At 57.2% G+C, this 13558-nt stretch carries 11 protein-coding genes; 8 read left to right on the top strand and 3 right to left on the bottom strand.

What is annotated here, in order from left to right; translation table 11 throughout:
- Nucleotides 1-57 precede the first annotated feature (57 nt).
- Nucleotides 58-771: a GntR family transcriptional regulator gene (locus RTX96_RS03160; protein ID WP_312670102.1), complete on the top strand. Its 714-nt coding sequence runs from the start codon at nucleotides 58-60 to the stop codon at nucleotides 769-771.
- Here the strand turns inward: RTX96_RS03160 and RTX96_RS03165 are convergent.
- Complete coding sequence (locus tag RTX96_RS03165; protein ID WP_312670103.1) at nucleotides 768-1967, bottom strand: enolase C-terminal domain-like protein; 1200 nt, start codon at nucleotides 1965-1967, stop codon at nucleotides 768-770. The two genes, RTX96_RS03160 and RTX96_RS03165, sit on opposite strands and share 4 nt — an antisense overlap.
- 271 nt (nucleotides 1968-2238) lie before the next feature.
- Between RTX96_RS03165 and RTX96_RS03170 the strand changes: the two genes are divergently transcribed.
- Nucleotides 2239-3606, top strand: a complete 1368-nt coding sequence (locus RTX96_RS03170; protein ID WP_312670104.1) for a PTS transporter subunit EIIC — start codon at nucleotides 2239-2241, stop codon at nucleotides 3604-3606.
- Between the two features lie 9 nt (nucleotides 3607-3615).
- Here the strand turns inward: RTX96_RS03170 and RTX96_RS03175 are convergent, their stop codons facing one another.
- A complete protein-coding gene (locus RTX96_RS03175) occupies nucleotides 3616-4560 on the bottom strand; it encodes an L-lactate dehydrogenase (RefSeq protein ID WP_312670105.1) in 945 nt (314 codons plus the stop codon).
- 89 nt (nucleotides 4561-4649) lie between these two features.
- Complete coding sequence (ptrR, locus tag RTX96_RS03180; RefSeq protein WP_312670106.1) at nucleotides 4650-5519, bottom strand: putrescine utilization regulator PtrR; 870 nt, start codon at nucleotides 5517-5519, stop codon at nucleotides 4650-4652.
- 104 nt (nucleotides 5520-5623) lie between these two features.
- On the opposite strand from ptrR, the gene sad reads away from it, so the two are divergent.
- The 6 genes from sad to RTX96_RS03210 all read left to right on the top strand — a co-directional run bounded on the left by sad (nucleotide 5624) and on the right by RTX96_RS03210 (nucleotide 13420).
- On the top strand, nucleotides 5624-7012 hold the full coding sequence (gene sad, locus RTX96_RS03185; protein WP_312670107.1) for a succinate-semialdehyde dehydrogenase: 1389 nt from the start codon (nucleotides 5624-5626) through the stop codon (nucleotides 7010-7012).
- Between the two features lie 128 nt (nucleotides 7013-7140).
- Nucleotides 7141-8730 (top strand): methyl-accepting chemotaxis protein, encoded by a 1590-nt coding sequence (locus tag RTX96_RS03190; RefSeq protein WP_312670108.1) that lies wholly within the window; start codon nucleotides 7141-7143, stop codon nucleotides 8728-8730.
- 63 nt (nucleotides 8731-8793) lie between these two features.
- Nucleotides 8794-9720 (top strand): glutaminase B, encoded by a 927-nt coding sequence (glsB, locus tag RTX96_RS03195; protein ID WP_312670109.1) that lies wholly within the window; start codon nucleotides 8794-8796, stop codon nucleotides 9718-9720.
- A gap of 43 nt (nucleotides 9721-9763) precedes the next feature.
- Nucleotides 9764-11215: a diguanylate cyclase domain-containing protein gene (locus RTX96_RS03200; RefSeq protein WP_312670110.1), complete on the top strand. Its 1452-nt coding sequence runs from the start codon at nucleotides 9764-9766 to the stop codon at nucleotides 11213-11215.
- Between the two features lie 183 nt (nucleotides 11216-11398).
- On the top strand, nucleotides 11399-12391 hold the full coding sequence (locus RTX96_RS03205) for a diguanylate cyclase (RefSeq protein ID WP_312670351.1): 993 nt from the start codon (nucleotides 11399-11401) through the stop codon (nucleotides 12389-12391).
- A 54-nt stretch (nucleotides 12392-12445) separates the two neighbouring features.
- A complete protein-coding gene (locus tag RTX96_RS03210) occupies nucleotides 12446-13420 on the top strand; it encodes a diguanylate cyclase (RefSeq protein WP_103820993.1) in 975 nt (324 codons plus the stop codon).
- The last annotated feature ends 138 nt before the right edge of the window (nucleotides 13421-13558 follow it).

Consider the following 13558-nt stretch of genomic DNA (forward strand, 5'->3'; position numbering starts at 1 on the left):
AGATCTCATTTTAAACCCGTAATAAAAACGCTCTTTTCCCTAACGTTGATGGAAGCCATGAAAAAACGGGAATTTATTACTCAGGATCTGCTCAGCAAGATCTTCCAGACTGCCAGCGAGCCGTTGCATAAATTACCCGCCGAGCGCGAACTTGCCGAAGAGTACGGCGTTTCGCGCTACACCGTGCGGGAAGCCTTAAAAAAGCTGGTCAGCATCGGCATAATTCGCATCGTGCAGGGCTCGGGCATTTACGTTAGCGAGAATGCGCGCAGCAATCCGCTGGTTTACAACTCTATTACCGAAAAACGCTTTGACCAAATGCGCTATCGCCTGCTCAGCCTGCATAAACGGCTGCCCGGCAAGGAGGAGCAGCAGGTATTTGGCATCGGGGAAAATGATTGGCTGTGGTACTTCTGTCGCCTACGCTATGTGGACGATCGCTGCACGCAGATTGAAACTTCCAGCCTGCCGCTGGCGCATTTTCCCGATCTTAATCCACAGGTGATTGAAAGCTCATTGCAACGCTATGCGATCGGCAAAGGCCTCACGCTGTCCCACTTTCTCACTCACTATCAGGCGGTGGCGGTGGACAAAACCCAGGCCGCGCTGCTCGGCTGCAAACGCGGCACCCCCGCCATGAAAATTACTAATCGCGGCATTCTTGCGGGCAGCGAAGTCTGGATATTAAGTGAAGTGATCGACATCCATTATGAATGTACCTATGTCACGCCGTTTAATGCCGACAACCTGCGCTTTCGCAGCGGCAGTTAAGGCGTGTGTATGGCGCCGTTCGGCAGGCGGCTTTGCGTCCATTCATGCGGGCGATAAACCACCGGGAAAGTTGCCATCGCCGCTTCATCCACCTGCATACCAATGCCCGGACGATCGAGCGGATACATATACCCGCCCTCCGCCTGCGGCGCATTGGGGAATACCGCCAGGGTATTCGCCTGCACGGGGATAAACTCCTGAATCGCCGCGTTGTGCAGGTGAATATTAAGATGGGTATTCACCGCCACGCCGACAGGGGTCATATCTGGCGGCCCGTGCCATGCCAGACGCACGCCAAATGCCTGACAAAGCACCGCCAGCTTGAGCGCTGGCGTAATGCCACCAATTTGTGACACATGGCAGCGGATAAAATCGATCTGGCGATTGACGATCACATCGTGCCACTCGGCCGGATTGTTAAACAGCTCGCCCAGCGCCAGCGGCACGCTGCTGTGGGCACGGATCTGCGCTAGCCAACCGCTCTGCTGTGGCGATACGATGTCTTCCAAAAACCAGGGTTGATAAGGCTCCAGCGCCTTCGCCAGCTGAATAGCCTGCTGCGGAAAGAGTCGCTCATGGACGTCATGCAGAATATGAAAACGCTGACCGTACTTCTCGCGTAGCGCTTTAAACATGGCGACAGTATTCGCCATGTACTCATCTTGATCGTAGTAGGCGCCCAGTGTCGGTTCGCGGGTAGCGTGCAGATTCTGCGGCGTACCGCCGTAAAAACCGAGCTGGCAGCGAATATAGCGATAACCCTGCTCGAGCAGGGCATCCACCTGCGGATAGAGTTCATCCATACTCTCACCGGCAGCGTGACTGTAGACCGCAATCGCGTCCCTGGATTTACCCCCGAACAGCTGATAGAGCGGCATTCCCGCCAGCTGGCCTTTGATATCCCACAGCGCCATATCCACGCCGGCGATGGCGTTATTCATTACCGGACCGTTCCGCCAGTAGGCGTTCACCTGCATCATCTGCCACAGATCTTCAATGTGGTTGCCATCACGCCCAATCAACAGCGGTTTTAGATAGTCATCCACCATTGTTTTCACCGCCAGCGGCCGCTGTTGAAACGTGGCGCAGCCATAACCGACGATATCTTTATCGGTAGTGACTTTGACCAGCACCAGATTGTGACGATCCGGACGAGTGATAAAACATTCGACGTTGGTGATTAAAGTAGGTGTCATGGTCGCTCCTGACGGCTGACTGAAAAGCAGATTGCGGGGACTATTATTCCTGCTCTTTTTTATCAATTGCCAGCACTTTATTTTGGTCTGCGCTGAAGCTTTGAATGACGAAAAAACCAGACCAATTTGCTGTTAATTCTCTCATGAACGCCTTTCTATACAGGTTATGTGAGCATTGTCACTTTTCATTGGTCTGTTTTTATGCACGGCCATCCCGTAGACTTCCTCAGCATTGAACATGCCGTCATCAAGGCAGATAAGGAGCCAGAAAATGAGTAATCCAGCCATCATCAATGCGCTGATTCAGGGCGTTGGCGGACGAGAAAATATCAATAAGGTCTGGCACTGCATGACGCGTCTGCGCTTCGATCTGGTGGATGAGGCGAAGATCAACCAACAGGCCGTCACCCAGCTACCAGGGGTATTGGGCGCACAGCTGCAAAGCGAGCAGTACCAGGTGATTATCGGCCCACAGGTGAATCACTGGTATCAACAGATCGGCGGCGACGTGGCCGCTGAGCCAGCCGGTGCGGCACCTGCTAAAGCGAAGAGGGGGCTGGTTTCGCTGTTTATGGATACGGTGTCCGGCGTGTTTGGTCCCATCGTGCCCGCTATCGCGGGTGCGGGGATGATCAAAGGCTTGCTGGCCGGTTTTATTGCCATGAATCTGCTCTCGGCAAAAAGTGACACTGTAATGGTCATCGATATGATTGCCAGCGGCGTCTTCTGGTTCCTGCCGTTTTTCCTCGCGGTATCCGCCGCGAAGATGTTTAAAACTAACGAATATCTGGCAGCGGCAGTGGTTGCCTGCTTAATGTATCCCTCCTTGATTGATGCTGCTAAGCAACTGTCGAGCGGGGCGCCGGGCGCGGTGCAGGCCTACTGGTTTGCCGGGGTGCTGCCGGTATCGATATTCAACTACGCCTCCAGCGTGATCCCCGTCATCTTCTCGGTGCTGGCGCTGAGCTATATCCATCGCGCGGTGGATCGCATCATGCCGCAGGTGCTGAGAACCGTATTTACGCCAACCTTGACGCTGTTTATCACCGCGCTGGTGGCGTTAGTGGTGATAGGTCCGGTGGGTATCTGGCTGGGTAAAGGCCTGGCGTGGTGTATTCAAGGCCTGTTTAATACCTCATCGGTGCTGGCGGGGTTGATTGTTGGCGCGATCCGTCCGGTGGCAATCCTCACCGGCATGCATCATGCGATGACGCCCATTGCCCTGCAAAACTTCAGCGAACACGGCTACGACATGCTAATGCCGATGATGTGCATGGCAAACATGGCCATAGCTGGTGCGACCTTTGCCATCTGGTTCCAGAACCGTCATCGTGACGATCGCACCGTGACGCTGTCAGCGGCCATCTCTGCGCTGCTGGGCATCACCGAACCGGCGCTGTTTGGCGTGTTGACCAAAGAGAAGCGGGCATTTGTTGCCGCGACGATTGCCAGCAGCGTGGCGTCGGCGTTTATCGCTTTCTTTGGCGTGCGGCTGTTTGGCTACATTCTTTCCAGTATCTTCAGCCTGCCAGCCTATATCGGCCCGTGGTTCCCCTATGCCATCTCTGGCGTGCTGATCTCGCTGGTGATGTCGTTTAGCTTGACGCTGCTGTTAGTGCGGCGTGGTGCCGCACATTAGCGCTTACTATCAGGGCAGGCGGGCGATGTTTGCGGCAATAACGCTTGCCGAGTGCTGGAACTTCGCCTGCTCATCCTCCGCCAGCTGCAGTTCGATGATCTGCTGGACGCCATTCTGGGCCAGCACCGCCGGCACGCCGATGGCGATATTCTTCGCGCCATACTCACCGTCCAGCACGCAGGAGATGGCTAACGCCCGATGGCTGCCGGTAAAAATATTGCGGCAGATCTCGGCGATGGTCCCGGCAATGCCGTATTCGGTGCAGCCTTTCCGGGCGTAGATATCAAAACCCTGACGGCGAACCTGCTCCGCCAGACGTTCACGATCCAGCGGCTGACCGGTCTTGCGCCGATAGACTTCGGCGATGGGTGAACCGTAGACCGAGGAGTGTGACCAAACCGGGAACTGGGTATCGCCATGTTCGCCGAGGATAAAGGCATCGATGCTCTGGGCACCAATATCCAACGACTGGGCGAGGGAGCGGCGCAGACGGGTGGTATCCAGCCAGACGCCGGTGCCGATGACCTGGTTACGCGGCAGGCCAGAGAGCTTCCACACCTGCCAGGTGATAATGTCACACGGATTGGTGGCGATCAGAAAGATGCCGTTGAAGCCGCTAGCCATCATCTGCGGGACAATTTTCTTGACGATTTTGGCGGTATTGGTCAGCTCATCCAGCCGAGTCTGGCCGGGCTGCAGCGGCCCGCCGGAGACGGTGATCACCGCGATATCGACATCCGCGCACTCGCTGACGTCACGGGTAGAGATAGCCATCATCCCCGGCATATAGGCCGCTGCGTCTGCCAGATCCTGGGCATGCCCCTCGACGCAATCGCGGTTGAGATCGACCAGAATCAGCTCTTCAGCGATGTTCTGATTCAGCAGGGCATAGGCTGCCGATGCACCGACGTTGCCGGTACCAATAATCATGACCTTACGGGCTTTGGTATTCATTCTTTTTCCGTTAACCGTTAATGGCGACCGCTTCAAAATATCCCTTGCCGCGCATCAGCGCAATATCTTGAAACATCTATACTATTATCCTATGGCGTCTGCGGCCGCTCTTGCAGCAGGGTAATAAACGCCTCCAGCGGACGGCTCTTTGCGTCTCTGCGCCATACCAGCCAGGTGGTCAGCCAGCGCCACTCCTCCGCCAGCGGCCAGGCCGAAACCTGATGATGTCCAGGCATGCTCTCCAGCATGCTGCGCGGCATCAGCGCCAGTCCGGCCCCGGCTATTACGCAGGCCAGCATCCCGTGGTAGGACTCCATCTCGTGAATTTTGCCTGGCATAGCGCCCGCCGCCTTAAACCAGCTCTCAAAGTGGCGGCGATAGGAGCAGTTTGCACGAAAAGCGTAGATGCTTGCGCCGTTGACCCGCCTCGCGTCGTCGATGGCGGCGTGTCCCCCCGGCGCAACGATCATCATCTCCTCCCGGTAGACCGGGATCCCCTCCAGACCCGGGTGCATCAGCGGCCCATCAACAAATGCCGCGCTGAGCCGTCCCTCGACCACGCCGTCGATCATGGTGCCGGACGGGCCGGTAGCGAGATCAAACTGAATACGTGGATAGCGCTGATTAAAGTCGGCCAGGGTAGCCGGAATACGCACGGCGGCGGTGCTCTCCAGCGAGCCAAGGGCAAAAAGCCCCTGCGGTTCGTCGCCAGCGACCACGTTGCGCGCCTCTTCCACCAGATCAAGGATCTGCTGGCTGTAACGTAAAAAGCTATGCCCGGCGGGAGAGAGACGCAGCCGCTGATTTTCGCGGATAAAGAGATCCACCCCCAGATCCGCCTCCAGCTGGCGAATACGCGTTGTCAGGTTTGATGGAACCCGATGCACCCGCTGTGCGGCCTGGGTAATGCTGCCGGTCTGCGCGACAGCGTTAAACATCTCAAGCTGAGTTAAATCCATGCCATTCTCAATTCGTGAAAGGATAGGTTAATATTATTCAGTTTTCAGAAATAGCAGAGTCGGCCAGGATAATGCAAGTTCCCTGTTTATAAGAGAGATAAATAATGTCTATTTCCTCAAAAACACATGCCCTATCCATTAACCCGGCGAAGGGTGAGCAGCTTGCGGCCCGGCCGTGGGCAACGCCGGCAGAGGTCGAATCCTCTTTGGCCGCCGCGCAGCAGGGTTTCCGCCAGTGGCGGGAGCAGAGCGTAGCGCAGCGTGCCCAGGCGCTGCGTAACGTCGGTGCCGTTCTGCGTCAGCACGGTGAGAAGATGGCCCAGCTGATTAGCGCCGAGATGGGTAAACCTATCCTGCAGGCCCGGGCTGAGGTGGCAAAGTCTGCCAACCTCTGCGACTGGTATGCCGAACATGGCCCGGCGATGCTGGCGAGCGAGCCGACTCAGGTCGAGAATAACCAGGCGGTCATTGAGTACCGTCCGCTGGGGGCGATCCTGGCGGTGATGCCGTGGAATTTCCCGGTCTGGCAGGTGCTGCGCGGTGCGGTGCCGATCCTGCTGGCGGGCAACAGCTATCTGCTGAAGCATGCCCCCAACGTGCTGGGCTGCGCCGAGCTGCTGGGTGATATCTTCAGCGAGGCAGGCTTACCGGCGGGCGTCTTTGGCTGGGTGAACGCCACCAACGAGGGCGTAAGCCAGGCGATTAACGATCCGCGCATTGCCGCCGTAACCGTCACCGGCAGCGTACGTGCCGGGGCGGCCATCGGTGCCCAGGCGGGGGCGGCATTGAAGAAATGCGTGCTGGAGCTGGGGGGATCCGATCCCTTCATCGTGCTGAACGACGCTTCGCTCGATCTGGCCGTTAAAGCGGCGGTTGCCGGACGTTATCAGAATACCGGACAGGTCTGCGCCGCAGCGAAACGTTTTATCGTTGAGGCAGGGGTGGCGGACGCCTTTACCGAGAAGTTTATTGCCGCCGCGGCGGCGCTGAAGCTGGGCGCGCCGGACGCAGAGGAGAATTACCTTGGGCCAATGGCGCGTTACGATCTGCGCGATGAACTGCATGCCCAGGTTGAAGCAACCCTGAACGAAGGGGCGACGCTGCGCCTTGGCGGAGAGAAAATTAGCGGGAAGGGGAATTACTACCCGGCAACGGTGTTGACCGGCGTCACCGCGGAGATGACCGCGTTCCGTCAGGAGCTGTTTGGCCCAGTAGCGGCGATTATCGTTGCCAGGGATGCCGAACACGCTTTAGCCCTGGCTAACGACAGCGACTTTGGCCTCTCGGCGACGATTTTCAGCGCTGATGAGGCCCGGGCAAACGCCCTGGCGGCGCGTCTGGAGTGCGGCGGCGTGTTTATCAACGGCTATAGCGCCAGCGATGCCCGGGTAGCCTTCGGCGGCGTGAAGAAGAGCGGCTTTGGTCGCGAGCTGTCGCATTTCGGCCTGCATGAGTTCTGTAACGTGCAGACGGTGTGGAAAGATCGTCTGTAACAGGTATTGTTAATCTGCGCGGCACCGGTGTTAATTCAGCGGTGCCGCGCTGTCATGGTTCTGTCATTTTTCTTTCGTAGACTCACGCGCAGTGTGTGGTTACAGCAGAAGAGTTACAGAAGAATATCATGAATTTAACTAAAATTTTTCCCTCTCTATTCCACCGGGCAAGGCCACGGCAGTTTGGCCTGCTGGCAGGGATATTGTGCATTATCGGCTTGTTCTCCGCGCTTCAGATCTCCTCGTCTCTACTCCTCTCTCGTTCCCTCCACGACGCCCAGCATCATGAGCGGCTCAATCAGCAGGCGCTTCTTCAACAGTCAAAGGTTGATGAAGCACGCGTGGCGCTGCTGGCGGCAAGCGATCTGCTTAACCGCGCAGGGGTCTATTTTATGCAGGATCAGGCCACCGGCTCCGAGGGCAGCTGGCATAGCCTGATGGACGAGGCCCAGCAGGCACTGGCGACGTCGCAAAAGAGCTGGCAGGCGTGGCGGGCGCTTAATCCACCCCAGGACGAGGGGCTGATAAACAGCTACCAGCTCTTCTACGGCGCTATCAAGGAGCAGGCGGATGCCTTGACCCGCACGCAGTCCATCGACGCCTTTTTTGCCGTCCCGGCCCAGGCTTTCCAGGCCGACTTCAACGATAACTTTGCCCGCTTCCGCACGGCCAGCGATGCGCGTGCAGAGAAGGGCAGGCAGACGCTGATGTCCCGGCTAGCCAATCTGCAATATCTGTTTATTTTGGGACCGGCGCTGCTGCTGGTGATTGCCATTGCCGTCTGGTTTGGCATGTCGCGCTGGGTGATCGCCCCGCTCAAGCGGCTGATTACCCATATCAATCTTCTTGCAGCAGGGGATCTCTCAGTGTCACCGCCGCCGGTGACCTGTTTCAACCGGGAGATCGGCCAGCTCAGCGTCAGCATTGAGGCCATGCAGCGGGGGCTCCAGCAGCTGGTGACCCAGGTCAGCGACGCCACCGCCTCGATGGTAAACAACATCGAGAGCCTGGCGCAGGGTAACCAGAAGCTCTATCAGCAGTCTGCTCGCCAGGCCAAAGAGCTGGACGAGGTGACGGCCAACATTGCCGAGCTGGAGTCTCACGTTGAGGGCAACACCGGCTATGCGAAACTTGCCAGCCAGCGCGCAGACGAGGCCCGCCAGGCTGCCGCCGGGGGGGACAGGATGATGGACACCGTCAATGAATCTATGCAGGCGATTGTGGCCCGCTCGGATGAGATGCGCGGCATCGTAGCCCTGATCGATAACGTGGCGTTCCAGACCAATATCCTGGCCCTCAATGCGGCCATCGAGGCTGCCCACGCCGGCAATCATGGTCGCGGCTTTGCGGTGGTGGCGAAAGAGGTGGGGCTGCTGGCACGTAAAAGCAGCCACTCGACGCAGACGATTCAGACCCTGATCCAGCATTCGCTGCAGGGGATAGAGGCGGGCTCGCAGGCGGTGAACCGGCTGGAGAATAACCTTCAGCAGGTCACGGGGCTGGTAGGGCATCTTAGCGGTCTGCTCAATGATATCTCTCAGGCGACGCTGAACCAGGGCGAGAACATCCACCAAATGACGCGTCAGCTTCAGGGGCTTAATCAGGTCGCCCGGCGTACAGGCGAGCTGGTCAGCACCGCCGCCGAGGCGTCGCAGCAGCTGCACGATGACTCCCGACAGCTTATGCAGGCGGTCACGCGTTTTCGACTTCCGGCATGACGCTCGCCGCTCGGCTCTGATATACTCGCAGCCCCTTTAAAGCCTGTGAGCAAGGAGTGTAGTGTGGCGACGGTCATGGATAATGACATGCTGGAGTCTATTCTGACTCAGGTGCGGCCTCTTATAGGTCGGGGTAAAGTAGCCGATTACATTCCGGCGCTGGCATCGGTGGAGGCGGACAGGCTGGGGATCGCGGTCAGTACCATTGATGGCCGCCACTTTCAGGCCGGTGACGCCGACGAGCGTTTCTCTATTCAATCTATCTCGAAGGTGTTGAGCCTGGTGGTGGCGATGGATCACTACCAGGAGGAGGAGATTTGGCAGCGCGTGGGCAAAGATCCCTCTGGTCACCCCTTTAATTCGCTGCTGCAGCTTGAAATTGAGCAGGGCAAGCCGCGAAATCCCTTCATCAACGCCGGGGCGCTGGTGGTGTGCGATATGCTGCAAAGCCGTCTCAGCGCCCCGCGCCAGCGGATGCTGGAGGTGGTGCGCCAGCTCAGCGACGTCAGCGATATCACCTACGACAGCAACGTGGCGCGGTCTGAGTTCGACCACTCGGCGCGTAACGCGGCCATCGCCTGGCTGATGAAATCCTTTGGTAATTTCCACAACGACGTGGCGACGGTGCTGCAAAACTATTTCCACTACTGCGCCCTCAAGATGAGCTGCGTCGAGCTGGCTAAGACGTTCCTCTTTCTGGCGGACGAGGGGCGTGCGCCCCATCTGACCCGACCGGTTATCTCTCCGTTGCAGTCGCGGCAGGTTAATGCTCTGATGGCGACCAGCGGCATGTATCAGAGCGCGGGGGAGTTTGCCTGGCGCGTGGGCCTGCCGGCAAAGTCCGGAGTCGGAGGGGGTATTGTGGCGATCGTGCCCCATGAGATGGCTATCTGCGTCTGGAGTCCGGAGCTTGATGAGGCAGGCAACTCGCTGGCGGGTATTGCTATGCTTGAAGCCCTCAGCCATCAGCTGGGACGTTCGGTTTACTGATGGCCTGCCGCGTCGTTACCCTTATCTACAGGGACTGGATCCTATGCTTTCACCACTGAACATCGCGTTTCGTCCGTTCCATAAAGAGAGGCCGTGGCGTAACGCGGTCATGATATTTCTGCTGACCACGCTGTTCTACTTTATTGGCGCGATGCTCAGGCTGGTAGAGGAGCTCTCCCTGTTCTGGCCGTTGAACGCGGTGATGGCCGGTATTTTTGCGCGCTATACGTGGCTGAACCGCCTGCACAACTACGCCCTCTGCTATGTAGCGATGCTGGTTTACGATGCGCTGACGACGACATGGGGAGCGACTTCGCTGGTGATCAACCTGTCGAACATGGTGTTTATCCTCACCGTCGCGCTGCTGATCGTCCGGGATAAACAACGGCCAGAGAGACGCTCTCTGCCGATTAATGCGTTGCGAATATTCAACTACTGCCTGCTGGGTGCGCTGGGCTGTGCGCTGGTCGGCGCGTTTGCGTCGGTAGGCATTGACAATCTGACCTTCTGGCCGCTCTTTGCCGACTGGTTTAGCGAGCAGTTCTCCACCGGGGTGCTGATCCTGCCCTGTATACTCACCCTGACGTGGCCGCGCTGGGTGACGCCGCTTCGTGTTGAGCCCTTGCTGCCGACGACGGCCCTGCTGATCTCGCTGACTGCCTCCGTGGTTATCGGCGGGGCGGGCAGCCTGCTCTTTCCACTCCCGGCCCTGATCTGGTGCGCGGTTCGCTATTCGCTGCTAACCACCGCGCTGTTGACCTTTTTAACCGGGGCGCTGGAAATCATTCTGGTCGCCAACGGTACCATCAATATCTTTGTTGCCAGCCCCCTGCAGATGCCGCGTATGTTCTCGGCGAGATTGGGGATCGCCACGATGGCCATCTGTCCCATCATTGTTTGCGTCAGCGTTAATGCCATTAATGCGCTGATGAAGCAGGTTTCGCTGCGCGCTGATTTTGATTTTCTGACCCGAGTCTACTCCCGCTCAGGTCTCTATGAAGCGCTGGGCCGCGAACGCAATACCGAGTCGCGACATTTGACGGTCATGCTGCTGGACATCGACTATTTCAAGACCATCAATGACAGCTTTGGCCACGAGTGTGGCGACAGGGTGCTGACCGCGTTGGCCCAGAAGATACAGCAGGTGGTCGGCGATAGCGGTATCGTGGCGCGAATGGGAGGAGAGGAGTTTGCCGTTGTCGCCACGACGCAGGATCCCCGCCAGGGATTTATGCTGGCAGAGAGCATACGCCGCGCCGTGGAAGCCACTCCCTTCCACTGGCGACAGCAGACGCTATTCCTGACGGTCAGCATTGGTCTGAGCAGCGGCACCGCCCAGTCATGGGAGTTAACCGAGCGGTTCAACAAGCTGCTGGCTGAAGCGGATGAGTATCTGTACCAGTCGAAAAAGGCAGGGCGTAATCGCTCCAGTGCCCGTGAGTATCAGGGGCCTGTTGAAGCAGTAGCTCCCGATGCAGGGCAGCAGACTATGTGACACTGTCACTTCTGCATCTCAGATGAGAAGGAATTGATTGAAATAACGTATAAAATCGCTTGCTACCCATTTTTAACGCCAATACTATAGCCGAGTATACGTATCGGATAGAATTGCGCGATGACTGGATCGAATAAGCTCAAACGAAGTGAACAGATCACCGGCACGCGTTTTGTAAGACGGATGTATCTGATGCGTATGCTGGGAACGCTGCTCTGCTTTTTCCCAATCCTCTCTGTGCTGCTGGAGCATCATCAGCCTCGCTGGCTCATCGCGCTGCTGGCTGTTAACGCCTTTGTCTGGCCGACCATTGCCTTTCTGCGAGCCCGTCAGGCGCAAAAACCGCTGACCTGTGAACACCATAACCTGATCGTTGACGGGGCGGCGGGGGGATTTTGGATCGCCATGATGGCAGTGAATCCGCTCCCCTCCGTGGTGATTGCGACTATTCTTCTCGCCGATCGTCTTGCGGCGGGCGGTATTGCGCTTATGCGCAAAGCGGGTGCGACTATGCTGGCGGTGTTTGCCGCAGCCTGGCTGGCCCAGGGCATGGCTTTTGATCCCGTTGTCTCCCAACGCACGCTGCTTGCCACGTTGCCGCTTATCGCTATCTATGTGCTGGCGCTAAGCATCCTGACGGATAATATTGCCAAAAAGCTGAGGCACAAAAGCCGCGAACTGGAGCGCATCGCGATGATGGATCCGCTGCTCGACATTGCCAACCGCCGCCTGCTGGAGAAGCGCATTCAGAATGAGCTGGAGAAGCTGCGCGACGCTATCCACTGTTCATCGTTGATGTTTATCGATATCGATAACTTTAAAGAGGTCAACGACAGGTTTGGCCACAAGGTGGGGGATACGCTGCTGGTGACGGTTTCTAAAATTTTGCATGTCGCCAGCCGTAAAACCGACACGCCAGCGCGGCTGGGGGGTGATGAGTTTGTGATCCTTCTGCCGAATACCTCACCTGAAGAGGCATTCATTGTCGCGAAACGTATAATGGATGCTACCGCCGTGATGATGGTGGCTCAGGACGCCTCGTTCCGCTGTACGCTCAGCATCGGCATTGCCAATGCCACACAGGACATGGAGACCGTCACCGACTGGTTAAAAGCGGCTGACGATGCTCTTTATCGAGCCAAACGCACGGGTAAGAACCGGATCTATGCCCACTGACCAAACGGGCTAAATGCGCTAAGCTTAGGTTTTGATTAGTGAAAAAGGCCCGTTATGAAGACTCCTCAACTTCCTGAAAACGAGCAACAGCGTCTGGCATCGCTTCATGAGTCCGGGCTGTTGGACTCCGGTACGCATGAACGTTTTGACAGGCTCACGCGGCTGGCAAAACGGATGTTTGATCTCCCCATTGCGCTGATTAGTCTCGTTGATAGCACTATGCTGCACTTTAAGTCCTGCGACGGTATTGCTAACGGACAGGTACTGCGTGACATCTCCTTTTGCGGCCATGCCATCCTGAGTACCCAGCCTCTGATAGTCCAGGACGCCCAGCAGGACGAACGCTTTTTTGATAACCCGCTGGTGGTCGGTCCGCCGCATATTCGCTTTTATGCCGGCTATCCGCTGCAGTTGCCGGACGGGTTGATAGTGGGATCCTTTTGTCTTATTGCCCCTGAGCCGCGCGAGTTTACCGCGGACGACGTCGCGGTGCTGAAGGATTTTGCCGCCATCGTAGAGGATGAGTTTGCCGCCATTAGCGCTGCCACCACCGACGAGCTTACCGGCCTGTTCAACCGTCGCGGCTTCTATAACCTCGGTAAATATGCAATCACCAGCGCTCGCCGCCGCGCGGAGCCACTGACCCTCGCCTGGCTGGATCTCGATAAGTTTAAATATATCAATGATACCTTTGGCCATGAAGAGGGCGACAACGCCCTGCGGGCAATGGCCAACCTGCTGCGCGACAGCTTTCGTGAAGCCGACCTGCTGGTGCGTTACGGCGGCGATGAGTTCGCCATTATCTTCTCGGATACCGATGAGCAGGGGGCGTGGGTCGCGATGCAGCACCTGGTTGAGCAGGCTGAGGTATTTAACCAAACTACGGAGAAACCGTGGCGACTTAACTTCTCCTGGGGAGTAAGCGAATACGACCATGATGGCAATCCTGACATGACCAGCTGGATCACCTCCGCCGATGAAAAGATGTATGCCATGAAAGTGAAAAACGAGCAGAAAAAGCGCGAGTAATCTGCCGCACCACGCCATCGAAATGTGACGACGTCCACAATTTTATATTCGTTTTAATAATTGAAGCGAATAGGGCGTCCCATTTTGATCAAAACAGGGTTTCATGGTCGTAAAGTCTGGTAAGTTATTGGACCAATC

It is taken from the genome of Pseudescherichia sp., from assembly GCF_032052675.1.
GTDB lineage: Bacteria > Pseudomonadota > Gammaproteobacteria > Enterobacterales > Enterobacteriaceae > Pseudescherichia.